The organism is Rhizobium indigoferae (assembly GCF_034554815.1).
In the GTDB taxonomy this organism is placed as follows: domain Bacteria; phylum Pseudomonadota; class Alphaproteobacteria; order Rhizobiales; family Rhizobiaceae; genus Rhizobium; species Rhizobium leguminosarum.
In genome coordinates this window covers 364,832-391,668 of record NZ_CP140635.1, presented here as the reverse complement: position 1 = coordinate 391,668, position 26,837 = coordinate 364,832, and the positions used below count along the sequence as shown (strand labels likewise).

General features: G+C 61.5%; 20 protein-coding genes. 7 read left to right on the top strand and 13 right to left on the bottom strand.

Translation table 11 applies throughout. The features are described from left to right. Positions 1 to 33 precede the first annotated feature (33 nt). Entirely contained in the window at positions 34 to 270 is a 237-nt protein-coding gene (locus U5G49_RS01985; RefSeq protein WP_193446672.1) for a hypothetical protein, read from the top strand. On the opposite strand, the gene U5G49_RS01980 is transcribed toward U5G49_RS01985, so the two are convergent. From U5G49_RS01980 to U5G49_RS01965, 4 genes are all read right to left on the bottom strand, one after another. Then, positions 243 to 2,090 (bottom strand): methyl-accepting chemotaxis protein, encoded by a 1,848-nt coding sequence (locus U5G49_RS01980; RefSeq protein WP_193446673.1) that lies wholly within the window; start codon positions 2,088 to 2,090, stop codon positions 243 to 245. The genes U5G49_RS01985 and U5G49_RS01980 overlap by 28 nt on opposite strands. Positions 2,091 to 2,348: 258 nt before the next feature. Then, positions 2,349 to 4,880: a methyl-accepting chemotaxis protein gene (locus U5G49_RS01975; RefSeq protein ID WP_193446674.1), complete on the bottom strand. Its 2,532-nt coding sequence runs from the start codon at positions 4,878 to 4,880 to the stop codon at positions 2,349 to 2,351. 311 nt (positions 4,881 to 5,191) lie between these two features. Beyond that, positions 5,192 to 5,335 (bottom strand): hypothetical protein, encoded by a 144-nt coding sequence (locus tag U5G49_RS01970; RefSeq protein WP_003556626.1) that lies wholly within the window; start codon positions 5,333 to 5,335, stop codon positions 5,192 to 5,194. Between the two features lie 271 nt (positions 5,336 to 5,606). Then, positions 5,607 to 6,827, bottom strand: coding sequence for a BaiN/RdsA family NAD(P)/FAD-dependent oxidoreductase (locus tag U5G49_RS01965; protein WP_193446675.1), 1,221 nt, complete (start codon positions 6,825 to 6,827; stop codon positions 5,607 to 5,609). 88 nt (positions 6,828 to 6,915) lie between these two features. Here U5G49_RS01965 and U5G49_RS01960 point away from each other — a divergent pair, with 88 nt between their 5' ends. The 5 genes from U5G49_RS01960 (at position 6,916) to edd (ending at position 13,881) form a co-directional block, all read left to right on the top strand. Then, positions 6,916 to 8,352, top strand: coding sequence for a glutamine synthetase family protein (locus U5G49_RS01960; protein WP_018244849.1), 1,437 nt, complete (start codon positions 6,916 to 6,918; stop codon positions 8,350 to 8,352). 9 nt (positions 8,353 to 8,361) lie between these two features. After that, positions 8,362 to 9,660: an NAD(P)/FAD-dependent oxidoreductase gene (locus U5G49_RS01955; protein ID WP_193446676.1), complete on the top strand. Its 1,299-nt coding sequence runs from the start codon at positions 8,362 to 8,364 to the stop codon at positions 9,658 to 9,660. Positions 9,661 to 9,795: 135 nt separating this feature from the next. Continuing rightward, the gene (gene zwf / locus U5G49_RS01950; RefSeq protein WP_018244847.1) at positions 9,796 to 11,271 is read left to right on the top strand and encodes a glucose-6-phosphate dehydrogenase; all 1,476 of its coding nucleotides are present in this window, start codon (positions 9,796 to 9,798) and stop codon (positions 11,269 to 11,271) included. Between the two features lie 10 nt (positions 11,272 to 11,281). After that, positions 11,282 to 11,980 (top strand): 6-phosphogluconolactonase, encoded by a 699-nt coding sequence (pgl, locus tag U5G49_RS01945; RefSeq protein ID WP_130715643.1) that lies wholly within the window; start codon positions 11,282 to 11,284, stop codon positions 11,978 to 11,980. Between the two features lie 77 nt (positions 11,981 to 12,057). Next, a complete protein-coding gene (gene edd, locus U5G49_RS01940) occupies positions 12,058 to 13,881 on the top strand; it encodes a phosphogluconate dehydratase (protein ID WP_193446677.1) in 1,824 nt (607 codons plus the stop codon). Between the two features lie 73 nt (positions 13,882 to 13,954). Here the strand turns inward: edd and U5G49_RS01935 are convergent. The 7 genes from U5G49_RS01935 to U5G49_RS01905 all read right to left on the bottom strand — a co-directional run bounded on the left by U5G49_RS01935 (position 13,955) and on the right by U5G49_RS01905 (position 22,616). Then, a protein-coding gene (locus U5G49_RS01935) for an IS3 family transposase (RefSeq protein WP_370090368.1) occupies positions 13,955 to 15,321 on the bottom strand; the annotation gives its coding sequence in 2 pieces (ribosomal slippage) (positions 13,955 to 14,844 and positions 14,844 to 15,321; 1,368 coding nt in all). 117 nt (positions 15,322 to 15,438) lie between these two features. After that, a complete protein-coding gene (locus tag U5G49_RS01930) occupies positions 15,439 to 15,792 on the bottom strand; it encodes a hypothetical protein (RefSeq protein WP_018445791.1) in 354 nt (117 codons plus the stop codon). 176 nt (positions 15,793 to 15,968) lie between these two features. Further along, positions 15,969 to 17,057: an ABC transporter ATP-binding protein gene (locus U5G49_RS01925; RefSeq protein WP_018244844.1), complete on the bottom strand. Its 1,089-nt coding sequence runs from the start codon at positions 17,055 to 17,057 to the stop codon at positions 15,969 to 15,971. A 144-nt stretch (positions 17,058 to 17,201) separates the two neighbouring features. Continuing rightward, a complete protein-coding gene (gene bglA / locus U5G49_RS01920; RefSeq protein WP_018445793.1) occupies positions 17,202 to 18,854 on the bottom strand; it encodes a beta-galactosidase BglA in 1,653 nt (550 codons plus the stop codon). Between the two features lie 34 nt (positions 18,855 to 18,888). Continuing rightward, a complete protein-coding gene (locus tag U5G49_RS01915) occupies positions 18,889 to 20,052 on the bottom strand; it encodes a carbohydrate ABC transporter permease (protein WP_193446821.1) in 1,164 nt (387 codons plus the stop codon). 1 nt (position 20,053) lies between these two features. After that, entirely contained in the window at positions 20,054 to 21,067 is a 1,014-nt protein-coding gene (locus tag U5G49_RS01910; RefSeq protein ID WP_018445795.1) for a carbohydrate ABC transporter permease, read from the bottom strand. A 187-nt stretch (positions 21,068 to 21,254) separates the two neighbouring features. Next, on the bottom strand, positions 21,255 to 22,616 hold the full coding sequence (locus U5G49_RS01905; RefSeq protein ID WP_018244840.1) for an ABC transporter substrate-binding protein: 1,362 nt from the start codon (positions 22,614 to 22,616) through the stop codon (positions 21,255 to 21,257). Positions 22,617 to 22,914: 298 nt separating this feature from the next. Here U5G49_RS01905 and U5G49_RS01900 point away from each other — a divergent pair, with 298 nt between their 5' ends. Next, positions 22,915 to 23,940, top strand: coding sequence for a LacI family DNA-binding transcriptional regulator (locus tag U5G49_RS01900; RefSeq protein ID WP_193446820.1), 1,026 nt, complete (start codon positions 22,915 to 22,917; stop codon positions 23,938 to 23,940). A 16-nt stretch (positions 23,941 to 23,956) separates the two neighbouring features. Here the strand turns inward: U5G49_RS01900 and folD are convergent, their stop codons facing one another. Continuing rightward, positions 23,957 to 24,856: a bifunctional methylenetetrahydrofolate dehydrogenase/methenyltetrahydrofolate cyclohydrolase FolD gene (folD, locus tag U5G49_RS01895; RefSeq protein ID WP_018244838.1), complete on the bottom strand. Its 900-nt coding sequence runs from the start codon at positions 24,854 to 24,856 to the stop codon at positions 23,957 to 23,959. Positions 24,857 to 24,976: 120 nt separating this feature from the next. Beyond that, positions 24,977 to 26,746, bottom strand: a complete 1,770-nt coding sequence (locus tag U5G49_RS01890) for a GumC domain-containing protein (protein WP_193446819.1) — start codon at positions 26,744 to 26,746, stop codon at positions 24,977 to 24,979. Positions 26,747 to 26,837 lie beyond the last annotated feature (91 nt).

Here is a 26,837-nt window from a genome sequence, read left to right as displayed (position 1 = left end):
CAGGTGATGTCTTACATAGGAAAGGACATCGTCATGATCGACATGATCACCATCGCAGGCACGATCGGCTATCGGCACTCTCCCAAGCGATGCGGTTGCAAGGCGGAGGAGGATAGATTCTACGCCGAATTCGGAAACAGCAGCCTCATTGGCTTCGCCGCCTGGCTGCCGTCGCTCGATCTCAACCTGGGAAGGCGCCGCAAGGCCGCGGCGCATTCCCGTGGCAGCTGCGGCTGCGAGGTTCAGGCGACTTTTCTTGCCCCGAGATGAGCCGGTGCGGATTCTGCGACGATGCGGAAACGCTCGATCAGCGCCATCAGCGTGTCGGCCTCGCCGGCGAGCAGGCGGCTTGCCTGCGTCGTCTCGGCAACCATCGACGCGTTCTTCTGGGTCATCTGGTCCATGGCGTTGACCGAACCGTTGACTTCCTGCAGCGCGGCCGACTGATCGCGACTGGCCGTGGCGATGGTCTCGACATGACCGCTGATTGCGATGATCTCCTGGCTGATCGAGGCAAGGACGCTGCCGGTCTTCTGGACCAGTTCGGAACCTGCCGTCACTTCCCGGCTCGATGTCTCGATCAACGACTTGATCTCGCGCGCCGCATCGGCCGAACGCTGGGCGAGTTCGCGGACTTCCTGGGCGACGACGGCAAACCCCTTGCCCGCCTCGCCGGCGCGTGCCGCCTCGATGCCGGCATTCAGCGCCAGAAGATTGGTCTGGAAGGCGATATCGTCGATTACCTCGATGATCTGCTCGATACGCTGCGAAGCCTGCTCGATGCGCTCCATGGCGGCGACAGCATCGCCGACGACGGCGCCGGAATTGTCGGCGGTCTTCTTGGTCGCGGCCACGACATTGTTGGCTTCACGGGCACGCTCGGCGGACGAACGAACCGTCACGGTGATCTCTTCGACCGCGGCCGCAGTCTCCTCGAGGTTCGCCGCCTGCGCCTCGGTGCGCTTCGAAAGCTCGCCGGCAGAGGCGGAGACGGCGCCGCTGTTGCGCTGGATGCTCGAGGCGCTGTCGCGGATGCCGGACAGCGTATCCTGGAGCCGAAGAAGCGAAGCGTTGAAATCGACGCGCAACTGCTCCAACCGGCCGACGAAAGGCGTGCCGATCGTCTGCGAGACGTCGCCCTGGGACAGGCGCCCGAGGCCTGCGGCAAGCTGATTGACGGCAAAGTCGATCTGGCCGTCAAGCGAGCGCTTGTCGGCATCGTTCCTGGCACGTTCGGCATCGCTCAAGGCGCGCTGTTCGGCGGCCTGGGTTTCCAGATCGCGCCTTGCGCGGGCGCTGTCGCGGAAAAGCGCGAGGGCCCGGCCGATGTCGCCGAACTCGTTCTTCTTTTCAATACAAGGGATCGCTCCCTCGAGATCGCCCGCAGAAATCGAGTGGACGCTGCTCGTCAGCGCCTGCAAAGGCTTCACCGACAGGCGGATCGCATAAAAGGCGAGAACGCCGACGATGAGCATGACGATGGCGCCGACGCCGAGAACCAGCATCTGCAGCTCATACATGCGCTGGTAATAAAGCTCCATCGGAATACCGATGAAGAGAATGCCGACATTGGCGTTCGAGGCGTTCTTGATGGGGAAATAACCGGTCATGAACTTGCGGCCGAAAAGCTCCGCCGGTCCGTAATAGGCTTCACCCCTGGCGAGAACCGGCTGGGCCGGGTGCTCGGCGACCAGCTTGGTGCCGACGGCGCGGTCGCCGTTTTCCTTCTTGACGTTTGTGGATATGCGGACGTAGTCGCCACCCTGCTTTTGGAAGATGGTCGCAACGCCGGCGATCGACTGCGCGGTGCGGTCAACCAGCGAATGATCGGCAAGGGCCGGAATGGCGTCTTCGGTGACGGCGGAGAGCTGATTGTCCTTCAGCTCGATCTTAGCAGCCTGATCGGCCGCGCCGTAGAGGACAGCCATCGCACGGGCGGCGTCCTTCGCGTCGGAGACGGCCCCGTCCATGACCTGATGGCTCAGATTGTAATAGGTCACGCCGACAATGGCGGCCGTGCTGATGGCCAGCAGAAACAGCGTGATCGCAACGATCTGGCGTACGATCGACGTAGAGAAAAGGCGCAGCATCGAGACCCCCGGGAGATAAACCAAGGTTAAATTAGACTAAAAGCGTTAAGGAAGATTCTCCGCAAATCATGGCTGTCGAAGATATTCATCGCCTCGTTTCCAGGCGTTTTTCGATTATCCCGGCGTGATAGGCTGCCCCGGCATTCGAGCTATTCTTCCATCGTTCAAATCTTCTCAATCGAGGCGCTGTTTTTCAGAATAAAGAAAAACGGCCCGGAAAGTCCGGGGCCGTTCGCATGAAGACGGATCGATCGATGATCAGGCGGCGCGGTAGACCGGCGCGGCGGCCGCCTCGCCGTCGATCTTGAACTGCTGGATGAGCCGGCGCAGCGAATCGGCCTCGTCGGCCAGTTCGCGGCTGGCGGCGGTTGTTTCCTCCACCATGGCGGCGTTCTGCTGCGTCATCTGATCCATCTGGTTGACGGTCGCGTTGACGCTCTGCAGCGCGTTGGACTGGTCGTGGCTGGCGCGAGCGATCATCTCGACATGTTGGCTGATCGTGACGATCTGGGCGCTGATCTTGGCGAGCACCGTGCCGGTCTCCTGCACGAATTGCGAGCCGGAATTGACCTCGTTGGTCGACTTGTTGATCAGGCCCTTGATCTCCTGCGCCGCAGCGGCGGAGCGCTGGGCCAGTTCGCGGACCTCCATCGCGACCACCGCAAAGCCCTTGCCGGCTTCACCGGCGCGCGCTGCCTCGATGCCGGCGTTGAGCGCCAGGAGGTTGGTCTGGAAGGCGATCTCGTCGATGACGCCGATGATCTGCTCGATCTGGCGAGAGGCATCCTCGATGCGGCCCATTGCATCGATCGCATTGCTGACGACGACGGCGGAATCGTCGGCGCTACGCTTGGCCTGGCGGACGATCTGGTCGGCGTCCTTGGCGCGTTCGGCCGACGAACGGACCGTGACGGTGATTTCATCGACGGCAGCCGCGGTCTCTTCGAGCGAGGCAGCCTGCTGTTCGGTGCGCTTGGAGAGGTCCTCGGCCGACTGGGCCATCTGGTTGCCGTTGCCCTGGATCAGCTCGACATTGTCGCGGATCTGGCTCATCGTCGCCTGCAGGCGCATCATCGAACCGTTGAAATCCTGGCGCAGCTGTTCGAGACGGCCGATGAAGGGCGTTTCGATCGTCGTCGAGATATCGCCCTGCGACATGCGTTCGAGGCCGGCGGCGAGCGCATTGACCGCAAATTCGATCTGACGATCCATCTCGCGCTTTTCGGCGTCGTTGCGCTGGCGCTCATGTTCGGCCGCGGCGCGTTCCTCGTCGCTCTGCTCCTCGATGCGGATCTTCGAGATGGCGTTTTCCTTGAAGATGCCGAGCGCGCGGGCCATGTCGCCGATTTCATCGTGGCGCTGCTCGCCGGAGATGCTGGTATCCAGCGCCCCTTCGGCGATGCGGCGCATGGCGGCGGTGATATGACTGATCGGGCGCTGCAGCGTCAGCACCAGGGCAATGCCGCCGAGGATCGACAACAGGATGCCGAGACCGGTGGTCATGACCGAGATGCTGTTTGCCTGAGTGCGCTCGGTGCCGGCCGTCTGCTTTTGCAGCTCGGCGAAATCAGTCAGCTTTTTCCAGATCTGGTCGAGCTCCTGGCGGGCGGCGGCATAGGCGGTGACGCGCTCGCCGATCGTGTCGACGATCTTCGAGCCGCCGCCGGAGATGATGTCGAGCGCCGGCTGGATCGCGCCTGATATGCCTTCGGCAAAACCCATGCCCTTGGCGCTGGTGATCAGTACCTGCATGTCCTTGCCGAGCGTGCCGGCCTGCTGCTGCAGACGCACGAGATTTTCCTTGCTGGAGTCGGCGAGAAAGTCGGAAAGAACGATCTGCAGCGAATAGACGGAATTTTCGAGACGCCTCGTATCCTGCAGGACCGAGTTGGCCTGGGCAATCCGGCCGTCGAGCGCGGCGAATTCCTGGGTCGCGTCACGCATTTTCTGCGTGGCGGTCAGCTGCGTATAGGTCGAGGTCTGGCGGAAGCGCGAAACGAGACGGCCGAGTTCAGTAGCGGTCTCGTCAGTTGGATTGGGCGTCTGGACGATCGCCTTGATTCCGTCGATGGTCGCAGCCAGCGCGTCGATGACATTCTTCTGATTGCTCGGAACCGAGATGGCGATCAGACGCTGCGATTTGATGATCTCCGGCATCTGTTCGTTGATGAAGGCGATCTTGTCTTGCGGTGTCTGCGGCTTGCTGAAGCCGCTGGCGACGGTGCCGAGAAAATCGCCGCCCTTCAGCAGGCGGTCGGCAGTGCGAAGGGTGCTGGTGGCGGCGCTCTCGTCGCTCTGGACGGTGCTCTGCAATTCCTCGGCCTGGTAGGACACGGTGAAGCGGGTGCTGATCACGCTCTTCTGCGCTGCATCGATCTGCTCATGCAATGCCTGCTCCTGCTCGTGCAGCGCCCAGAGCTTGTCGACGACGCCCGAAATGTCCTTGGTGCGGCGCGATGCCTCCGCAAGGCTGTCGCGACCGGCGGCCTCTTCACCGACCTGGTTCAGCGTCTGGTCGAGCACGCCTTGCTGGGTCTTCAGATCCGCGAGCAGCTTGTCGCGCGCCTCAGGGCTGGTGACGCGCAGGAAATCGTCCATCGAACCATAGAGATCTTTGAAGCCGCTGAGCGACTGCAGCACACTGTTGGATATTTCCATGCGGCCCTGCAGCAGTCCCGAAGCGTAGAGGCCCGTCAGGCCCACCGCCGAAATGGTGACGACGAAAGGCAGAACGAAGATCAGGACTTTCGTCTTGATCCTGAAGCGGGAAAGAATCTTGTCAATCAACATGGCGTTCCGGGCCTTTCATACACCACTCCTCCCGCAGGCAGCCACATGGCGCCAGCCGGGTGCACATCGAGCTATTCTTAATTACATTGGGGAACCCGGAGGCCAGGCGGCAGTCATTGCCAGTTCATGTCCAAACAACTTGGAGATGCCCAAATATTCGCGAGCAATTGTGTCAGATTAGATATTAATTTTCGGATAAGCTGTTATGGCGGGTTAAGCCAAGGCAGTGAAATAGTTGCAAATTATCGGCCGCGACGCCGCGGTGCGACAATAGCCACGTCGCAACGTTCGTTCCAGATCTGCGGACGGGATCAGATGAAGTGCGAGAGCAGCAGCGCGATGCTGGCGGCGGTGGCGCCGGCGGCAAGCATCAGATAACGCAGGGCGACCATTCGAGCGTTCGGCTTTGCCTCGGCAATTGCGATGGCGCGGGCGCGTCGTGTGTTTCTTGTCATGGTCGAAACCTCACTTCTCTCTGACACAACAACAATCCAACAAATCGGCTTGCCGGTAAAGCTTAATTTAGGAACTACCTTACAAACCGCCAATTGAGACAGGATGGCGCACCTCTATTAAAAAGTCTTGAATCGGCTTTTCTAAAGCACGTCGCGTTGAATCGGAATCATGCGACGCGCTTTAGGTCTTTGCTTTCTGATCAGCGCTGTGCTCCTCGGCCTCATGCAAGTCGTTATCTCAAAACCGCTGAGCACTTTTGGGCGACATGCATCAGGCCCATTCACCGGCGGCAAAACCGGAGGCCCAGGCCCACTGGAAATTATAGCCGCCAAGCCAGCCGGTGACGTCGACGCATTCACCGATGAAATAGAGCCCGGGCACAGCTTTTGCTTCCATGCTGCGTGAATCGAGCGCTGCCGTGTCGATGCCGCCGAGCGTCACTTCGGCGGTGCGATAACCTTCCGAGCCGGACGGTTTGACCGCCCAATTCTGGACGCCAGCGGCAAGACGCAGCAGCGCCTTGTCTGGCAGGTCGGCCATGTTGCCGGAAATCTTTTCGCGTTCGACGAGAAATTGTGCGAGCCGCTTCGGCAGGATGTCGCCAAGGGCTGTCTGCGGCGACTGGCGGCCATTGAGCTGCTTTGCCGTCTTCAAATGCGCCGCAATATCGATATCCGGTTCGATGGCGACCACGATCTCGTCGCCCTCGCGCCAATAGGAAGAAATCTGCAGGATGGCCGGGCCGCTCAGCCCGCGATGGGTGAAGAGCAGCGCTTCGCGGAAGCCGGTCCTGCCATGGCGAATTTCGGCCGGGGCGGCGATGCCGGCGAGCGGGGCGATGCTTTCCAGCAGGCCGGGATCGAGCGTCAGCGGCACGAGGCCGGGCCGGGTTTCGAGCACGGGCAAGCCGAACTGCTCGGCAAGGCGATAGGCAAAACCAGTTGCACCCATCTTCGGGATCGACTTGCCCCCGGCGGCGACGATCAGCGATACCGCTTCATAATGACCTTCGCCGGTCGATACGCGGAAGCCGACTTCGGTCTTTTCGACACCTGATATCTCGGTGCCGAGATGCAGCACCGCACCGGCCATGCGCATCTCCGCCAGCAGCATGCGGATGATGTCTTTGGCGCTATCGTCGCAGAAAAGCTGGCCGAGCGTCTTTTCGTGCCAGGCAATGCCATGCCGGTCGACCATGGCGATGAAATCGGCAGGTGTGAAACGAGCGAGCGCCGATTTGCAGAAATGCGGGTTGGCGGAGAGGAAATTCTTCGGTCCGGCATGGATATTGGTAAAATTGCAGCGGCCGCCGCCCGATATGCGGATCTTCTCGCCAGGCGCCCTGGCATGGTCGAGGACCACGACCGAGCGACCGCGTTTTCCCGCGCCAATGGCCGCCATCATGCCCGCCGCCCCGGCGCCGATGACGATGACGTCGCTTTTGCGCTGCAAATCCGTTTCCCCGATCAAAATCACGTCTTCTTTTTCCATCAAAGGGCGAAAGTCAACGTTTGCCACCCCTCGCCAATTGGCAAAGTCTGGTTATGATGGTGCCACGATCAACACAAACCGGTGTGTCATGTCCCCAAAAAAGACGACGCTGAAACCTGCCAGAAACGTACCCGCCTCGAAGAAAACTCCCCCGGAACCCGGATCCCTGCGTGGCGTTGCGAACTGGAAGGAAGCAGCGCGGTGGCTGAGGGACAGAGGCATCGAAGACATCGAATGCATCACGCCGGACCTTGCCGGCGTTGCGCGCGGCAAGATGATGCCGAGCTCGAAATTCACCTCGAACACGTCGCTGGCGCTGCCTTCGGCAATCTACCGGCATACGATATCGGGCGAATATCCCGACGAGACGGAGAGCTTCCGCTACGAGCCGCGCGACAGCGACCTGAAGCTGATGCCCGACCTTTCGACGCTTTCAGTCGTGCCTTGGGAGACCGACCCGACGGCGCAGGTGATCTGCGATATCGTCGATTCGGACGGCGGCGAAGTGCCCTACACGCCGCGCAACGTGCTGAAGCGCATCATGAGCCTCTATCACGAACGCGGCTGGAAACCGATCGTGGCGCCTGAGATCGAATTCTATCTCGTCGCCAAGAACGACGATCCCGACTATCCGCTGCACCCGCCCAAAGGCCGGTCCGGCCGCTCGATCCTCGGCGGTCAGGGCTATTCGATCGCCGGCATCAATGAGTTCGACGAGCTGATCGACGACGTCTATCATTTCTCGGAGAAGCAGGGGCTGGAGATCGATACGCTGATCCACGAAGAGGGACCGGCGCAGCTCGAGATCAACCTGCGCCACGGCAATCCGATCGAACTTGCCGACCAGGTTTTCCTGTTCAAGCGGACGATCCGCGAGGCGGCGCTGAAGCACGACATCTACGCGACTTTCATGGCCAAGCCGATGCAGGGCCAGCCGGGTTCGGCGATGCATATCCATCAGTCGGTGGTCAATATCGAGACGGGCAAGAACATCTTCTCCAATCCCGACGGATCGGCTTCAAAGGAATTCTTCCATTTCATCGGCGGCATGCAGAAATTCGTGCCGAGTGCGATGGCGATGCTTGCGCCCTATGTGAATTCCTACCGGCGCTTGCAGCCGGATATGTCCTGCCCCGTCAACAATGCCTGGGGCTACGACAACCGGACGACGGCTTTCCGCGTTCCGGTTTCCGATCCACAGGCGCGGCGCGTGGAAAACCGGCTGCCGAGCTCGGACGCCAACCCCTATCTCGCACTCGCCGCCTCGCTCGCCTCCGGCCTGCTCGGCATCATGAAGGAGATCGAGCCGACGGCGCCGACGGAAGATTCGGCCAATGAGGGCTCGATCGATCTGCCGCGCGGCCTGCTGGAAGCCGTGGCGCTGCTCGAGGACGAACCCGCTTTCGAGGAGATGTTCGGCAAGCAGTTCATCGGCCTTTATGCCGGCGTCAAGCGCGGCGAGTTCGAGACCTTCATGCAGGTGATCAGCCCCTGGGAGCGGGAATTCCTTCTGCTCAATGTGTGAGGGACTATCATGGCATCGCAGGAGACATGGCAGAGCCCGATCGCGCCCGGGCTATCCTGGTATCAGGCAACCGTAGGGGAGCGGCCGACCTATGCCGCTCTCGACGGCTCGAGAACATGTGACGTCGCCATCGTCGGCGGCGGCTATACCGGCCTGCAGGCCGCCTATAATCTTGCCAAATCAGGCGTTTCGGTGGTGCTGATCGAGGCCTGCCGCTTCGGCGACGGGGCGTCCGGGCGCAATGGCGGCCAACTCGGCACCGGCCAGCGATGGTGGCCGGAAGAACTCGAGGAGAAGATCGGCTACGAACGCTCGAAGGCGCTGTTCGATCTTGCCGAGGCGGCCAAGCGCCATCTCATCGATTTCGCCCGCGAGCATCAGATCGAGATCGACTATGTGCCCGGCCAGCTCAACGTCGCACACAAGGCGAGCTACAAACGCGCCTATTACGAAAATGCCGAGATCGCCGCCTTCCGCTACGACTATCCGCATCTGCGCTTCATGGACGAGAAGGAAACGCAGGAAAGGCTCGGCTCGAAGCGTTTCCATTGCGGCGTGCGCGATGTCGGGACCGGCCACATCCATCCGCTGAAGCTGCTGGTCGGGCTCGCGCGGGTCGCTGCCAATGCCGGTGCTGAAATCTTCGAGATGACCAAGGCAACGGCGATCCGCCAGGGCGGCGGCAAGGTGACGATCGAAACCGAAAGGGGAACGATCACCACTGAGCGCGCGCTGATCGCCTGCGACGGCTATATCGACGGCCTCGAACCAGTGACGGCAAGCCATGTCATGCCGATCCGCTCCTTCATCGGCGCCACGGCGCCGCTCGACGGGCATCCCGGTGTACTGCCGGGGGGCGAGGCTGTGGCCGATTCGCGCTTCGTCGTGCGCTACTTCCGCAAATTCGGGGACGGCCGACTGCTGTTCGGCGGGCGTGAGGCCTATACGTCGGACAACCCGCGGGACATTTCGCAGCACATCCGCCGACAGATCGCCGAAATCTATCCTGATCTGAAGAACATTGACATCACCCATGCCTGGGGCGGCAGCGTCGGCATCACCATGCCGCGTCAGCCCTTCGTGCGCGAGGTCATGCCCGGGGTCATCTCGATCGGCGGTTATTCCGGCCATGGCGTCATGCTGTCAAACTACTGTGGCAAGCTCTACGCGGAAACGGTGCTTGGAAAATCCGGCGATCTCGATCTCTTCACATCGCTCGATATTCCCGCCTTTCCCGGCGGGGCCCGCATGCGCGCACCGTTGCTTTTCCTCGCCTTGTCGTGGTTTGCGCTTCGCGACAAGTTTTAGTCCGATTGCGGATTTCCTCTTCCGGAAATTCGCTCTAAAACCGGTTCCTGAGAGATTCATTGCACTGCACACTGGCTTTTTTAAATCGATTAGATTAAAAGGGCCGCCAACCAGCCTTGATTGAGAGACAAGCTCATGAGCAGCCAAATCATTCCCGTTGAGCCCTTTGATTATGTCGTCTTCGGCGGCAGCGGCGACCTTGCAGAACGCAAGCTTCTGCCCGCGCTGTATCATCGCCAGATCGAAGGCCAGTTTTCGGAACCGACCCGCGTGATCGGCGCCTCGCGCAGCCCTTTGACGCACGAGGAATACCGCAAATTCGCCAAGGACGCGCTGAACGAGCACCTGAAGAAGGGTGAATACGACGAGGCGGAGGTGGAGAAATTCTGTGCCCGCCTCTACTACGTCTCGGTCGACGCCCGCACGGATGCCGGCTGGGATCAGCTGAAGAAGCTGCTCGACGAAGGCAAGGATCGCGTGCGCGCCTTCTATCTGGCCGTCGCTCCGGGCATCTTCGGCGACATCTCGCAGAAGATCCATGACCACAAGCTGATCACCAAATCGACCCGCATCGTCGTCGAGAAGCCGATCGGCCGCGACCTCGCCTCGGCGCTGCAGCTCAACGACACGATCGGCCGTGCCTTCAAGGAAGAACAGATCTTCCGCATCGACCATTATCTCGGCAAGGAGACGGTGCAGAACCTGATGGCGCTGCGTTTTGCCAACGCGCTCTATGAGCCATTGTGGAACGCCAACTACATCGACCACGTGCAGATCACCGTAGCTGAATCGGTCGGCCTCGAAGGCCGCGCCGGCTATTACGATACGGCTGGCGCGCTGCGCGACATGGTGCAGAACCACATCCTGCAGCTGCTCTGCCTGACAGCGATGGAAGTGCCCTCGTCGATGGATTCGGAAGCCGTTCGCGACGAGAAGCTGAAAGTGCTGCGCGCGCTGAAGCCGCTCAATGCCTCAAACGTCGAGCAGGCGACGGTCCGCGGCCAGTATCGCGCCGGCGCATCGGGCAGCGGCCCGGTCAAGGGCTACCTCGAAGAGCTCGAAGGCGGCGTGTCGAATACCGAGACCTTCGTTGCCATCAAGGCCGAGATCAACAACTGGCGCTGGGCGGGCGTGCCTTTCTACATCCGCACCGGCAAGCGCCTGACGGGGCGCATGTCCGAGATCGTCATCACCTTCAAGCCGATCCCGCATGCGATCTTCGATCAGGCGGCCGGGCGCATCGTTGCCAACCAGCTGATCATCCGCCTGCAGCCGGATGAGGGCGTCAAGCAGTCGCTGATGATCAAGGATCCGGGCCCGGGCGGCATGCGTCTGCGCAACGTGTCGCTCGACATGAGCTTCGCCCAGGCCTTCAACGTCCGCAATCCCGACGCCTACGAGCGCCTGCTGATGGACGTGATCCGCTCCAACCAGACCTTGTTCATGCGCCGCGACGAAGTCGAAGCCGCATGGAAATGGGTGGATCCGATCCTCAAGGGTTGGGAAACGACCGGCCAGCAGGTGCAGGGCTATACGGCCGGCACCTGGGGCCCGAGCCAGGCCATCGCGCTGATCGAGCGCGACGGCCGTACCTGGCATGACGAGATCTAGGACGAAACCGATGGCATCGACCCTGCATTCCTTCGCCAGCGCCGCAGACCTCGCCGGCAGCCTCGCCGACAAGGTCGCGGATACGCTTTCGGCGGCGATCGCCGCTCGTGGAACGGCGTCCATCGCCGTTTCCGGCGGCTCCACGCCGAAGGCCTTCTTCCAGGTGCTTTCGACGCGCGACATCGCCTGGGACAAGGTGACGATCACCCTTGTCGACGAACGCTTCGTGCCGGCCGACAATGCGCGCTCGAACCATTTGCTGGTCGACGCCAATCTGCTGCAGAACAAGGCAAAGGCGGCACACTTCCTGCCGCTCTATCAGGATGTGGCTTCGGTGGAGGAGGCAGCCTTGCTCGCGACCGAGAAGACCAAGGCGATCAGTTCCCCCTTCGACACCGTCATCCTCGGCATGGGCGGCGATGGCCACACGGCCTCGTTCTTTCCCGGCGGCAGCAATCTTGCCAAAGCGCTCGATGCATCGACGCCGCGCGGCATCATCACCATGGAAGCTGAAGGAGCCGGCGAGCCGCGCCTGACCTTCACCTTCTCCAGTCTTGAGGATGCCGCACTCCTGGTTCTCCATATTGAGGGCGAAGGCAAAAAAGACGTTCTCGCCAAGGCGGAAGGCAGCGGTGACGAGGCAGAAATGCCGATCCGCGCCGTTCTGCGCCGGGCCACTTCCCCGGTCGAGATCTACTGGGCTCCCTGATCAGCCGTCATCCGGATTGAGATTCAGGCCAGAGCCGCCGAAACAGATAGAGACAACGAACAAGGCAGGGATTTTCCATGTCCGCTCACGCACGCATTTCTGCGATCACCGATCGCATCGTCGAACGCTCGAAGCCAAGCCGCGAGCGCTACCTGGAACGGCTGCGCGCCGCCGCTTCCAAGGGTGTCGCGCGCTCAGTGCTCGGATGCGCCAATCTTGCCCATGGCTTCGCGGTCTGTTCCCCCGCCGACAAGGATGCGCTCGCCGGCGACCGCATCCCCAATCTCGGCATCATCACCGCCTATAACGACATGCTCTCAGCCCACCAGCCATTCGAGACCTATCCGGCAATCATCCGCGAGGCGGCAGCCGAAGCAGGCGGTGTGGCGCAGGTGGCAGGCGGCGTGCCGGCGATGTGCGACGGCGTCACCCAGGGACAGCCGGGTATGGAGCTCTCGCTCTTCTCGCGCGACCTGATCGCCATGTCGGCGGGCGTCGGCCTGTCGCACAATATGTTCGATGCCGCCCTCTTCCTCGGCGTCTGCGACAAGATCGTGCCCGGCCTCGTGATCGCTGCCCTGTCCTTCGGGCACCTGCCGTCGATCTTCGTTCCGGCCGGTCCGATGACCACAGGCCTGCCGAACGATGAGAAGTCGCGTGTGCGCCAGCTCTTCGCCGAGGGCAAGGTCGGACGCGCCGAACTGCTGGAGGCGGAATCGAAATCCTATCACGGCCCAGGCACCTGCACCTTCTACGGCACCGCCAATTCCAACCAGATGCTGATGGAGATCATGGGCTTCCACATGCCCGGGTCGTCCTTCATCAATCCCGGCACGCCGTTGCGCGAAGCGCTGACACGCGAAGCCGCGAAGCGGGCGCTGGCGATCACCGCGCTCGGCAACGAATTCACGCCGGCGGGCGAAATGATCGACGAGCGCTCGGTCGTCAACGGCGTCGTCGGCCTGCATGCGACCGGCGGTTCGACCAATCATACGCTGCACCTCGTCGCCATGGCGCGGGCAGCCGGCATCCAGCTCACCTGGCAGGACATCGCCGAGCTTTCGGAAATCGTCCCGCTGCTTGCCCGCGTCTACCCGAACGGCCTTGCCGATGTGAACCATTTCCAGGCGGCCGGCGGCATGGGTTTCCTCATCAAGGAACTCTTGAAGCACGGACTGGTGCATGACGACGTGCGCACGGTCTTCGGCCAGGGTCTCCAAGCCTATACGGTCGATGCCCGTCTCGGCGAAAATGGTGCCGTCCTGCGCGAGGCATCGCCAGACAAAAGCGTCGATCCCAAAGTGCTCTCCAGCATTGAGACGCCGTTCCAGGCGAATGGCGGGCTGAAGATGCTGCGCGGCAATCTCGGCAAGGCGGTCATCAAAATATCCGCCGTCAAGCCGGAACGCCACATCATCGAGGCGCCGGCGATCATCTTCCACAGCCAGCAGGAGCTGCAGGACGCTTTCAAGGAAGGCAAGCTCAACCGCGATTTCATCGCCGTCGTGCGCTTCCAGGGCCCGAAGGCGAACGGCATGCCGGAACTGCACAAGCTGACGCCGCCGCTCGGCGTGCTGCAGGATCGCGGCTTCCGCGTGGCGCTCTTGACCGACGGGCGCATGTCTGGCGCATCCGGCAAAGTGCCGGCAGCGATCCACGTCACGCCGGAAGCGGTCGACGGCGGTCCTATCGCCCGCATCCGCGAAGGCGACATCATTCGGCTGGACGCGATCAAGGGCACGCTCGAGCTGCTCGTCGATGCGGCTGATTTGGCCGAGCGGGAGCCGGTGACCGTCGATCTCTCCGACAATGAATTCGGCATGGGCCGCGAGCTCTTCGCGCCTTTCCGCCGCGCCGTCGGACCTTCGGACCAGGGTGCAAGCGTGCTCTTCCACCACTGAGTGGGTGGCTTCTGGCAAACAAAAACCCGCGGGGAGCCTGAAGCCCTGAACTGACCCCAATAAGTTGGACGGTTTAAAGGCTGGTTAGATTTAAGGGCTGAGTTCTGTATTGCACAGGGCTCAGCCCTTTGAGTTTCAACTTGATGCGCTGATGATTGTAGTAGTGGATGTAGTCGTCGATGCCGTCTTTCAGGCTTTTGATGCTGACGAAGCGATTGGGATGAAAGAGCTCGGATTTAAGGGTGGCAAAGAAGCTTTCCATGGCGGCGTTGTCGAGGCAATTGCCTTTGCGTGACATGCTCTGGGCGATGCCGCATTTTTGAAGCTGTCGCTGATAGGCTGGCATCTGGTAGTGCCATCCCTGATCGGAGTGCAGGATCGGCTTGTCATTGCTCCCCAGCCGGCTCAAGGCTTTGTTCAACATGCTTTCCACCAGTTTGAAGACCGGCCTTGTGGTCGTCTCGTAGGCGATGATCTCGCCATTGTAGAGGTCCATGACCGGCGAGAGATAGAGCTTCTCGCCGGCGACCTTGAACTCGGTGACGTCGGTGACCCATTTCTGATTGGCTGCCTGCGCAGTGAACTGCCGTTTGACGAGGTCGGGGGCTGTGCGCCCGACGTCACCTTTGTAGGAGCGGTATTTCTTCGGCCGTACCAGCGATTTCAATCCCATCTCGACCATCAGGCGCTGGACCGTCTTATGATTGACCGTCTGCCCGAGCTGGCGGATCGCCGCCGTCACCCGGCGATAGCCGTAGCAGCCCTTGTGAGCCTCGAAGATGGCTTTGATCCTGTCCTTGAGCGCAGCATGCCTGTCGGCCAGCTGCGACATCCTTTGCCGGTAGTAGAACGTGCTGCGGGAAAGGCCCGAAAGCTTCAGCACGTCGTCAAGCGGATAGAGTGGCCTTAACGCCTGGACGACTTGCGCTTTTTGAGCGCTGGTTGCTTGCGCGTTAAGGCCTCGAGTTTTTTTAGGTAGTCGTTCTCCATGCGCAGATAGTTCAGTTCCGACAGCAGTTCTTCGCGGCTCTTCGCCTCGTCGCTCTGCAAAGCTTGCGGCTCCCGGGGGATCGGCGGCTCGGACATCGATCGGGGGCCTCCTTTGCGGCGTGAGGTCAGTGCATCAATCCCACCAGTCTCGTAGCGTCGCTCCCAATCCGAAAGGCAACCCTTATTGCGGATGTCGAACAGCGCCGCCGTCTGGCGGTAGGAGAGCCCATCCTTCCACATCCGCTGGAGAACCGATAGCTTGAATGCTGCATCGTAGTGGCTGAACTTCTTCGCAAGACCTGGAACCCCATGCGCCTCATAGCTTGCTACCCATTTGCGAACCGTCCCATGGTCTACCGCGAAGTGCGCGCCGACCTCCCGAGCACTACGCTCGCCCTTCTCATAAAACTCCACAACAGAAAGCTTAAAAGCCAGGCTGTGATTGGACATGCAAAACCCCCGAAGGTGGATGTCCAACTTTCGGGGGTCAGTTCACCCCCGCGGGTTTTTGATTTAAATCTGCTTGCTCAAGTAGTGAGCCATTCACACGTCCTGGTGGACGCGGCTTTAGGCTCGAATATCGAGAACGTAGTCGCGGTGCGCCGGATGGGTGCTGTAGACGAAGATCTTGTTCAGCTCCTTCTGCGTCAGCAGGCGCAGGAAGCGGACATCGATCGTATTGTTGGCGTTGACCTTCATCAGCAGGCAGCCGACCTTGGTGATGCGGGCATCCGGAATATCCAGATAGAACTGCTTCGGCAGGCTGAACTGGGTCAAGATTGCGAGCGTCGCGCTGCTCATCGAAATCCGGACAATGTCGCAGCGGCGCGAAGCCGCATGCATGACGCCCTTTTCCGTATATTCGATGCGCGCGGCGTTCATGGTGTCCTCCATCTTGAACCGCGCCTCGCGGTCATACATGAAGGATTCTTCCTTGCTCAGGAAATGAGATTTTGGCTGTGACGGATTGGAAGCGGCCACGTGCTTATCCCCCTCATAAATTGACGAGGAAAAGGTAGCAGCCGATCTTTAACAGAAAGTGAGAATTAGGCCCGTCCCGCACAATTCTTGGGGCCATCACCCCAAAAATGGCCGCCTCACTTCCGGTAGGTATGGCCGGTTGCGTCAAAGAGATGCAACTTCTGCCTGTCAGCGGCAAACCGCATCCTCTGTCCCTTCTTCACATCATAGATGCCGGGCAGCTTGACGACGATCGGCTCGCCCGGAACCAGGCCCTCGATATAAAGCAACGTCACTTCACCCAGCGCTTCGACGATCGACACTTCACCTTCGAAAAGGTAGTCACCGCCATCGGCAACCCGGAGATCCTCCGGACGAACGCCGAAGCTTGCCTGCTTGCCCATTTCCGACGCGTCGGTTGCCACATCAAGGGTCACCGACATGCCGCCGGTCAGCGTCACCGTCGTCTGGCTTCCGGTTCCGGCGACCGTCGCCGGAATGATGTTCATCGCCGGCGAGCCGATGAATTTCGCGACGAAGAGGTTTGCCGGGCGCTCGTAGAGGTCCAGCGGCGCGCCGACCTGCTCGATATTGCCGGCTGAGAGAACGACAATGCGATCGGCGAGCGTCATTGCCTCGACCTGGTCGTGGGTCACGTAGATCATCGTCGTATCGGCCATCTGTTCGTTCAGGCGGGCGATCTCGATACGGGTCGCGACGCGCAGCGCGGCATCGAGGTTGGAGAGCGGCTCGTCGAAGAGGAAGACCTTCGGATCGCGGCAGATGGCCCGGCCGATCGCCACGCGCTGGCGCTGACCGCCGGAAAGCGCCTTCGGCAGGCGATCGAGATATTTGGTCAGCTGCAGGCTCTCGGCCGCCGCCCGGACGCGGCGGTCGATTTCCTGCTTGCTTTCGCCGGCGATCTTCATGCCGAAAGCCATGTTGTCGAACACGGTCATATGCGGGTAGAGCGCATAGGACTGGAAGACCATGGCGATGCCGCGCTTGGAGGGCGGCACGTCATTGACGAGATGGCCGTCGATATACATCTCACCGCCGGTGATCGCCTCGAGGCCGGCGATCATGCGCAGAAGCGTGGACTTGCCACAGCCGGACGGACCGACGAAGACGATGAATTCGCCCTGCTTGATATCGAGGTCGATACCATGGAGAACGTCCACGGAACCGTAGGATTTGCGGATATCCTTCAGCGTCAGTCCAGTCATTTCTCTCTCCCCTGTGTTCCTTAGGCCTGTGTTCCCAGAGCATGATGCCGAAAAGTGTGCGCCGTTTTCGGCATCAGTGCTCTATTTCTTTGATTTAGATCAGGATTCAGATTTTAGGCCGATCGGGCCTAAAATCATCCTGATCTAGGCAAGACGGGCGAAATACGCCCCCCAGGCCGGAATATCGATCTTGTCGCCATAGTTGTTGCTGGTAAAGCCGTGGCCCGTCAATGCCTGCCATTCTCCAGCAGGCAGAATGACGGCGGCCTCGGCCGGACTCATGTTGAAGATGCAGAGCAGCTTCTCATTGCCGTATTCACGGGTGAAGACCAGGCTATCGCCCTGTTGTTCCTCGAATTCGATCTCGCCCTTGGCAAAAGCCGGGTGCAGCTTGCGGAAGGCGATGAAGCGGCGATAGTGCTCCAGCACCGAAGTCTCATCGCCCAGCTGGACGCTGACGGCACGCAGGATATGCTCGACCGGCACCGGCAACCAGGGCTTGACCGTCGAGAAGCCGCCCTGGGCGACCTGGCTGTCCCAGACCATTGGCGTGCGGCAGCCGTCGCGGCCCTTGAATTCCGGCCAGAACTGGATGCCATAGGGGTCCTGCAGATCCTGATAGGCGAGATCGGCCTCGGTCAACGCCAGTTCCTCGCCCTGATAGAGGCAGACGGAGCCGCGCATGGTCATCAGCAACGAGGCATAGAGCTTGGCGAAGGCGTCGTGATCGGCGACCAGCCCGCCCCAACGGCTGACATGGCGCATGACGTCGTGATTGGAGAAGGCCCAGCAGGCCCAGCCATCGGGTGCGGCGGCTTCGAAATCCTGCATCACCTCCTCGACGCGCTCCGGCGTCAGCGGATCGGGCGCCAGGAATTCGAAGGCATAGCACATATGCATCTTGTCGTTGCCGGAGGTGTATTCACCGACGATTTCAAGGCCGCGCTGGCTATCGCCGACTTCCCCGACGGCGGCGATCGCCGGGAATTCCTCGAGAACGGCGCGGAAGCGCTTCAGGAAGGCAAGGTTCTCCGGGCGGTTCTTGTCGTAGAGATGCTCCTGAAAATTATAGGGATTAACTGCCGGCGCCGTCGAGGCGTTGCGGCGCTCAGGAGCAAGCGCCGGATTGTCGCGCAGTTGCGTGTCATGGAAATAGAAGTTGATGGTGTCGAGGCGGAAGCCGTCGACGCCGCGATTGAGCCAGAAGCGCACGACATCCAGCAGACGGTCCTGCACCTCCGGGTTATGCAGGTTCATGTCCGGCTGCGAGGTCAGGAAATTGTGCAGGTAGTATTGCATGCGCGTCGGATCCCACGCCCATGCCGAGCCGCCGAAGATCGACAGCCAGTTGTTCGGCGGCGTACCATCCGGCTTGGCGTCGGCCCAGACATACCAGTCGGCCTTGGCGTTGGTCTTGCTCGATCGGCTCTGCACGAACCAGGGATGCTGATCCGAGCTGTGGGAGATGACGAGGTCGATCATCACCCGGATGCCAAGGCGATGAGCCTCTGATATCATCGTGTCGAAATCCACCAACGTGCCGAAGATCGAATCGACATTCTCGTAGTCGGAAACGTCATAACCGAAATCGCGCATCGGCGAGGTGAAGAAGGGCGAGATCCAGATTGCATCGACGCCAAGGCTTGCCACATGCGGCAGCCGGGCGGTGATGCCCTTCAGATCGCCGATGCCGTCGCCGTTCGAATCCTGGTAGGAGCGCGGGTAGATCTGATAGATCACTGCGCCGCGCCACCAGTCCTTGTCGGGGGTCGAGATCGATTGAGAAGCCACGTTCATGGAATATCCTGTTTGAAGTCACGGTCGGGAATGGTCAGCCTCCCTTGACCGAACCCGCCAGCAGACCGCGCACCAGGTAACGCTGCAGCCCGAAGAAGACGAGCAACGGCACGATGATGGTGACGAAGGCCGACGCCGTCAAAATCTCCCAATTGCCGCCGCGAGAGCCGAGCAGCGCGTTCAGGCTGCCGGTCAGCACGAGGTGGTCCTTGTCGGTGCCGAGGAAGACCATGGCGACGAGCAGGTCGTTCCACACCCACAGGAACTGGAAGATGGCGAAGGAGGCGAGTGCCGGGAAGGACAGAGGCAAAACGATGCGGACGAAGATCTCGAAATCGCTCGCGCCGTCGACGCGGGCCGATTCGATGATCTCCTTCGGCAGGCCGGCAATATAGGCCCGCAAGAGATAGATGGCGAGCGGCATGCCGAAGGCGGTATGGGCCAGCCAGATGCCGGGATAGGTCTTCGACGGCTGGCCGAGCATATTGCCGATTTCGTTATAGAGACGCAGCAGCGGGATCAGCGACATCTGCAGCGGCACGACGATGAGGCCGACGACGAGCGCAATCAGCAGCCCGCGGCCGGGAAACTCCATCCAACTCAGGGCATAGGCGGCGAAAGCGGCAATCAGGATCGGGATGATCGTCGCCGGGATCGTCACGGTCAGCGAGTTGATGAAGGACTGGCCGATGCCCTCGCCGGTCAGAACTGTGTTGTAGTTCTGCATGGTGAATTCCGGCGGCGCGGAGACGGACGCATAGATGCGCTTCGGGCGTTCGTCGGGCGAGAAGGCGGCATTCTTCACATAGCGATAACTGCCGTCGCTGTTGATCTGCAGCGTTTCACCGTCACCGAGATCGGCGGTCTCGCCGGCCTTGAAGGCGGCCGGCTGCTGTATGCGGTTGCCGAAGGCCTTCACGGCACGGCCGGTCTGGCCTTCCAACACATTGCCCGAGATGACGTAGGTCGCACCCTCCTGCTTTTGCTGGTCGGGTGTACCGAGGCGGACCGCGGCCGTCTGGGTCGAGCCGACGAAGGCCGTCCACCAGCCGGAGACGACGATCTGGTCCTTGTCGCGCAGCGCGCTGACGAAGATGCCGAGTGTCGGGATCAGCCAGACGATGACGATCAGCAGGACGGCTGCGTGAACGAAGAGGCGGGCGGGGCCGATCTTGAAGTAGCTTCCGATAGCGGTCATCTCAGTGCCCCTTCAGTTCGCGATTGGCGCGGCGCACGTTCCAGACCATGATCGGCGTGACGGCGAGCATGATGATGATGGCGATCACCGCACTTCGGCCGGAATCGCCGCCGCCGCGGAACATCCAGTCGAACATCAGATTCGCCAGCACCATCGTCTGCCACTGGCCGTTGGTCATGGTCAGCACGATGTCGAAGACCTTGAGGACGAGGATGGTGATCGTCGTCCAGACGACGGCGATGGAACCCCAGACCTGCGGCACCATGATGCGCCAGAAGATCTGCCAGCCATTGGCGCCGTCGATAACGGCGGCTTCGATCGTCTCTTCCGGAATGCCGCGAAGGGCGGCCGACAGGATGACCATGGCAAAACCGGTCTGGATCCAGATCAGGATGACCATCAGGAAGAAGTTGTTCCAGAAGGGAATGGAGATCCACACCTCGGGCGTTCCGCCGAAAGTCTGGACGATGGCGTTCAACAGGCCGATCTGGACGTCGTTGCCGCCGCGATATTCATAGATGAATTTCCAGATGACCGAGGCGCCGACGAAGGAGATCGCCATAGGCATGAAAACGATGCTCTTGGCGATATTGCCCCACCAGATGCGATCGGTCATCACGGCGATGACGAGGCCGAAGAAGGTGCAGGCGGCCGGCACGACGGCCAGCCAGAGGATGTTGTTGAAGATCGACTGGCGGAATTCGCGGTCGCCGAGCGCCCATTTGTAATTGGCGAGGCCGACGAACTGCAGACCGGCGCGGTCGTAGAAGGAGAGGATGAAGGTCGCAACGACGGGATAGACGAGATAGACGATAAGCAGGAAGAGCGCCGGGCCGATGAACAACCACGGCCGGACGAGCGCACGACGGTTGAGATTGCGCGATGCGGCGCGAATGTCGCCATCCTTCACCGGCAGAGCGAGATCCAGAATCTTGTTCGAAAAATAGAAATAGGCCGAGCACGCGAAAACGGCGACGACCACGACGCCCAAAGCGGACACTATCTGCGACAGCATTTCGTCCCTCCCCTGCTTCCCCTGATCTTATTCCGACCGGTTGTTATGCTGACGGATCAGCGCCGGTCACCGTCAATCTTTTTGTGTTGCCCAATCACAATATATCCTGCGATGGCCGGGCTCTTTGCGAGCCCGGCCAGTCATGCAAGCCATGCCGCCGGCAAGCCGGCGGCATAATTTTGAAAGATTACTTGATGCCGTCCCAGGCGCTCTGGATTTCGCCTGCAGCCTCTTCAGCGGACTTGCCGCCGACGAAATCGACCATGCCCGTCCAGAAGGCGCCGGCGCCGATCTTGCCCGGCATCAGGTCGGAACCGTCGAAGCGGAAGGTGGTGGCGGAGGTTAGAATCTCGCCTTCCTTCTTCATCTGCGGGTTGGCATAGGCCTCGGTGCTGACGCCCTTATACGGCGTCAGGAAGCTCGACTGCGCCATCCAGACCTCATGCGCGATCGGGGTCTTCAGGAAGTCGATGAAGGCGCGGGCCGTCTTCGAGTCCTTGGCGATCGAGACGAGCGTGCCGGCGCCGAGAACCGGCTTGCCGAGTTCGGGATGCGACGCAAAGGTCGGCATGTAGAAGAAGTCGGCATCCTGGCCGAGCTTCGTGCCCTCAGGGAAGAAGGACGGAATGAACGACGCCTGATGGTGCATGTAGCACTTCGGAGGAACCGCGAAGAGGCCCTTCGGGCTGTCGCGGAAATCGGTCGAGGCCACGGCCGCGACGCCGCCATCGACGTATTTGGCGTTCTTGGCGAACTTGCCGAACTCGTCGATCGCGGCAACGACGGCCGGATCGGTGAACTTCAGCTCGTTGGTCGTCCACTTGTCGTAGGCTTCCGGTGGCTGCATGCGCAGCATGATGTCCTCGACCCAGTCGGTCGCCGGCCAGCCGGTGGCGCCGCCGGAACCAAGGCCGATGCACCAGGGAACGCCGCCATCCTTGACGATCTGGTCGGTCAGGGCATGCAGTTCTTCCATGGTCGTCGGGATCTTGTAGCCGGCTTCCTCGAAGTTCTCCGGAACATACCAGACCAGCGATTTTACGTCGGCCTTATACGGGAAGGCGTAGAAGGCTTCCTTGCCGTCCTTGCCCTTGTAGGTGCCGTAACCGACCCAGCTGTCGCCGGCGCCGTAATTGTCCTTGATCCACTTGGAGTTGTCGTCGCCGAGCGGCGTCAGGAAGCCCTTGCTGGCGAGATCGGCCAGGAGGCCCGGCTGCGGCAGAACGGCGATATTCGGCGGCGAGCCTGCCTGCGTGTCGATGACGATCTGCTGTTCGTAGTTTTCGGAAGAGGAGTATTTGACATCGATGCCGGTGGCTTCGGTGAAGTAGGCAAGAACGCTCTGGAAGAACGCCTCGTCCTCGCCGCGCCACGGCCCGAAGATCGTCAGCGGCTGGCCCTTCAGATCGGCATGAGCAGCCTTGAATTCGTCATAGCTCTTCCAGTTGAACTTGGCATCCTGTCCCGGGGCAAATTTCAGATCGGCTGCAGACGCAGTACCGGCAAAAAGCGCTGCCACGGCAACGCCCATCAAAAATGACTTTTTCATGTGATCAACCTCCCATCACAATCCCAACCGCGCCGAATTCCCTCCAAAAGAAATTTCAAAGCGCTTTGACACCCAACTCATTTCACTTTCGGGGGAATGGAGTCAAGTCAATTCGCGAAAACCCGCGGTGAACATTGCTAGATATCGCAGCGCAGCAACGTCTATCGGGAAATATGGAGCGATTTTTCTTGAGTCAAGCGCGCCAGATGATACATAATTGAAAGCGCTTTGGATGCCACTGGGAGGCGGCAAGCCTTTTCAGGACGGCGGACGGGCGGGCTGGGAGGAAGCATAGCAGGTGAATCTCAAGCAGCTATCGGAATTGCTGGGGCTGTCGCAGACGACGGTGAGCCGAGCGCTGAACGGCTATCCCGAGGTCAACGAGGCGACCCGGGAGCGTGTGCTCCAGGCTGTCAAGGAAACCGGGTACCGCCCCAACAAGGCGGCGCAGCGGCTTGCGACCGGCAAGGCAGGCTCGATCGGCCTCGTCATGCCGACGGCGCCCGGCCACCAATCCGACGTGCATTTCGGTGAATTCCTGGCCGGGCTCGGCGAAGAGGCCGTACGCCACGATTTCCACTTCGTGATCATGCCGGCCGACCCGGATGACGAGGTGGCGGCGCTGCGGCGCCTTGCCATCAGCGGCAATGTCGATGCCCTGTTCGTCGCCTATATGCGCGGCCACGACCCGCGGCTCGCCATGCTGAAATCACTCTCGATGCCCTATGTCGTGCACGGCCGCTCCTTCGGTTCGGAGCCGGACTATCCCTATCTCGACATCGACAATGAAGGGGCCTTCTACGATGCGACGCGGCTCTTGCTGCAACTCGGCCATACGCGCTTTGCGCTGATGAACGGACCGATGCATCTCGATTTCGCCATCCGCAGGAAGAACGGCGTCATATCAGCCCTTGCCGAGCGCGGGCTTGCGCTCGATGAGGGTTGCATGAGCCACGCGCTGATGACGGACGAGCAAGGGCTGCTGGCGATGGAACACTTCCTGCGATTGCCTGAGCGGCCGACGGCGATCCTCTGCTCCAGCACGGTGCTGGCGCTCGGCGCGATCCGCGCGGTCAACCAGGCCGGATTGCGGCTCGGCGAGGATATCTCGCTGATCGCCCATGACGACGTGCTGCCGCTGCTCAAACCGGAAAGCTTTTCCGTGCCGCTGACGACGACACGCTCGTCATTGCGGGCGGCCGGCGTTCGCATCGCGCAGCGGCTGATCGGCACGGTCAAGCAGGCCGGCCCCTTCCCCGACCAGGAGCTCTGGAAGACCGAGCTGATCGTCAGAGCCTCGACCGGTCCTGTTCCCCAGGCCTAGAGCCTTTCTGGTCTAATCAAAACTGCGGCGGTGTCTGCCCTGCCGTGCGATGGGCGGCGATGACGGTGTTGGCCATCAGCATGGCGATGGTCATCGGCCCGACGCCGCCGGGAACCGGGGTGATGGTGCTGGCGACCGCGGAGACCTCTTCGAAGGCGACGTCGCCGACGAGCCGGGTCTTGCCCTCGCCTCTTTCGGGGGCTGGCACCCGGTTGATGCCGACGTCGATGACCGTCGCACCTGATTTGACCCAATCGGCCCTGACCATCTCCGGCCGGCCGACGGCGGCCACCAGGATATCGGCGTTGCGGCAGACCTCGGCGAGATTCTTGGTCCTGGAATGAGCGATCGTCACGGTCGCATTGGCGTTGAGCAGCAATTGCGCCATCGGCTTTCCGAACAGGTTGGAGCGGCCGATGACGACGGCGTTGAGGCCGGAGAGATCCTCGCCATGGGTGCGGCGGACGAAAACCATAGCGCCGGCCGGCGTGCAGGAGACCAGTCCGGTCTTCAGGTCGCCGGTGGCGAGCTTGCCGGCATTGACGACGCTCAGGCCATCGACATCCTTTTCCGGCAGGATCGACTGGATGATCGCCTCGCTGTCGAGCGGCTTCGGCAGGGGCAGTTGCACCAGGATGCCGTGGATCGACGGATCGGCATTGAGGGTGGCGACGAGAGCTGCCAGCTCTTCCTGCTTCGTCTCGGCCGGCAACGTGTGCTGGACGGACTTAAAGCCGCATTCCTTGGCCATGCGGCTCTTGGAGCCGACATAGGCGTGGCTTGCCGGATCGTCGCCGACGATGACGACCGCAAGGCCGGTGGTGACGCCGCTGCTCTTTTCCAGCGCTGCCGTCGCACTCTTGACCGTCTGAATGACCGATGCTGCTACGTTCTTGCCGTCGATTACTGTCGTCACGCGTCTCTCCGCCCTGTTTCGCGTCAATCTATGGATAGTTGACGAGCGTCAAATGCCCGCTAACGCCCTATCCTGTCGGAAAGCGGCAACGCAATATCAAAAATGCAAGGAAATGTTCGTTCAACGCAGCGGCTGCCGCGCTTCGAGCGCATGAACACGAAGCCGGTCGCGCAGGCCGGAGATTTCGGAGCGCAGCACCTCCATCTCGTCGACTGGCGCGGGGTCCTGTGCGAACGTCGGCGGCAGTGGGGTCTGCAGCGGGGATACCGGCATTTTCTCCCTTGCAGGATCGGCGACCGGCCGACGCAGGCGCAGCAGGAAAGCCGCGGCAAGACCGACAGCAAGACCCGCGGCGGCACCCATCAGCGAGCGACCGATGCGGCCATCCGTTGCCGATACCGCCGTCGCCAGTGCCGGCTTCAGGAGAACGACACGACCGTCAGCGGCCGTTCCCACAGCTGCGGACGTCGCCTCTTCCAGCCGCGAGCGCGCGGCATTGGCCTTTTCGCGCAGTTCGGTCAGGCGTGACAAATCGACGCCGGTGTCCCGGCTCTGGGCGATCAGCGTGTTGCGGCGGTCATTGAGACCCTTGCGCGCATCGACGGCGGCCTTGGCGGCGAGGTTGGCAGTCTGGGCAAGACGGGCAAGCTCCTTGCCCATATTCTCCTTCAGACCATCAGTTTCGGCCTGCTGCTGCAAGAGGCGCGGATGGCGCGGGCCAAGCTCGGCGGAAACCTGCGCAAGCGCCGTTTTGGCGACGGCATATTTGTCGCGCCAGTCCTGGAGCGCCGGCGAGAGCATATCGGAGGGCAACGAACCATCGAGCACCTCGGCAAGTTTTGCGGCCTTCAGCCGGTCGGTCTGCGCCTTGGCGGCAAGAATATTCTGGTCGGCCGCGTTCAGATCGGCATCGAGCTGGTCGATCTGGCGGCGAAGATCAATCGCCACCTTGACGTTGCCCTCGCCGCTCTTTGCCGTGAAAGCGGCAAGCTCCGCCTTGGCCTCGTCATAGGTTTTACGCAAGGCGGCATCGGTTTCGGCGTTGCCGCCAGGGCCGTCTGCTGCGGAAACCGCTTCGGCAAGCCTGGCGGCGATGCGCATGGATTTGCCGCTGTCGCCGGTCGTCACCCTGACGAGGATCGTGCCTGTCGCGGCATCGGGCAGTATCTCGACCGCATGCTTCAGCGTCGCCTCGGCGCGCGAGGCCGGATCGGCGGCAGCACCGGTCGCCGAGAGGAGATCGAGCGCGACGCCGAGCGCATTGGCGCTGGCGCCGGCAAATTCGGGATCATGATCGAGTTTCAGGGCGGCAACCGTCGAAGCAACCATGCGCGCCGACAACAGCCCTTTCGCAGCAGCCTGGGTGAAGGCAGCGCGGCTTGCGGCATCCGCCTTCACGGAAAGCGTCGTTTCGGCGCGGTAAAGGGCCGGCGAAGCCGGCATCAGCGCCGGGAGGCCCGCACTGATGATCGTCGCGGCCGCGACCATCGTCGCAAGACCAATGCCGCCGACACGGCGGCGCGGCACCGGCCGGGGCTCGGCGGGTTCTTCACGGATCGCGGCCAGCGGTTCCGGTGAGATCATCGGTCCGTCGGCCGGAACGCTCAGCTCTTCATCGCCCGCCGGCTCCTGAAGAAGCGGATGGCCGACGTCGTTGGCGGCCCGGAGGCGGTTGCCGAGGATGGTTTCGATGCGGTCGACCAGCGGTGCGGTGCGCGCCGCCCTGGCGCGCTGCTCCTCCAGCACGCGGCCGATGGCGCGCAGCAATTCGGTCTCGGGCGGCGCAATATCAGGCCGGCTCGACCGGGGCGCCCCGTAGGAATCCTCAAGGGGGCGCTGCCCTGCGGCTGCGCGATCCTGGAAGCTGTTTCTGGCCCTGATATCGTACATTTGCGCCACATCTCATGCACATGATGGCCGAGTTCGCTCATCCGCACGGACGCAGATGATTAAGCCACTCTAAACATTCATGGCAAAGAAA

Coding starts and splice junctions, on each gene's coding strand:
- U5G49_RS01930 (WP_018445791.1), bottom strand. CDS start 15,792: ATGTATGACCGCGAGGCGCGGTTCAAGATGGAGGACACCATGAACGCC.
- U5G49_RS01970 (WP_003556626.1), bottom strand. CDS start 5,335: ATGACAAGAAACACACGACGCGCCCGCGCCATCGCAATTGCCGAGGCA.
- U5G49_RS01925 (WP_018244844.1), bottom strand. CDS start 17,057: ATGACTGGACTGACGCTGAAGGATATCCGCAAATCCTACGGTTCCGTG.
- U5G49_RS01965 (WP_193446675.1), bottom strand. CDS start 6,827: ATGGAAAAAGAAGACGTGATTTTGATCGGGGAAACGGATTTGCAGCGC.
- U5G49_RS01915 (WP_193446821.1), bottom strand. CDS start 20,052: ATGACCGCTATCGGAAGCTACTTCAAGATCGGCCCCGCCCGCCTCTTC.
- edd (WP_193446677.1), top strand. CDS start 12,058: ATGTCCGCTCACGCACGCATTTCTGCGATCACCGATCGCATCGTCGAA.
- bglA (WP_018445793.1), bottom strand. CDS start 18,854: ATGAACGTGGCTTCTCAATCGATCTCGACCCCCGACAAGGACTGGTGG.
- pgl (WP_130715643.1), top strand. CDS start 11,282: ATGGCATCGACCCTGCATTCCTTCGCCAGCGCCGCAGACCTCGCCGGC.
- U5G49_RS01910 (WP_018445795.1), bottom strand. CDS start 21,067: ATGCTGTCGCAGATAGTGTCCGCTTTGGGCGTCGTGGTCGTCGCCGTT.
- U5G49_RS01975 (WP_193446674.1), bottom strand. CDS start 4,880: ATGTTGATTGACAAGATTCTTTCCCGCTTCAGGATCAAGACGAAAGTC.
- U5G49_RS01955 (WP_193446676.1), top strand. CDS start 8,362: ATGGCATCGCAGGAGACATGGCAGAGCCCGATCGCGCCCGGGCTATCC.
- U5G49_RS01960 (WP_018244849.1), top strand. CDS start 6,916: ATGTCCCCAAAAAAGACGACGCTGAAACCTGCCAGAAACGTACCCGCC.
- U5G49_RS01905 (WP_018244840.1), bottom strand. CDS start 22,616: ATGAAAAAGTCATTTTTGATGGGCGTTGCCGTGGCAGCGCTTTTTGCC.
- zwf (WP_018244847.1), top strand. CDS start 9,796: ATGAGCAGCCAAATCATTCCCGTTGAGCCCTTTGATTATGTCGTCTTC.
- U5G49_RS01980 (WP_193446673.1), bottom strand. CDS start 2,090: ATGCTGCGCCTTTTCTCTACGTCGATCGTACGCCAGATCGTTGCGATC.
- U5G49_RS01890 (WP_193446819.1), bottom strand. CDS start 26,746: ATGTACGATATCAGGGCCAGAAACAGCTTCCAGGATCGCGCAGCCGCA.
- U5G49_RS01985 (WP_193446672.1), top strand. CDS start 34: ATGATCGACATGATCACCATCGCAGGCACGATCGGCTATCGGCACTCT.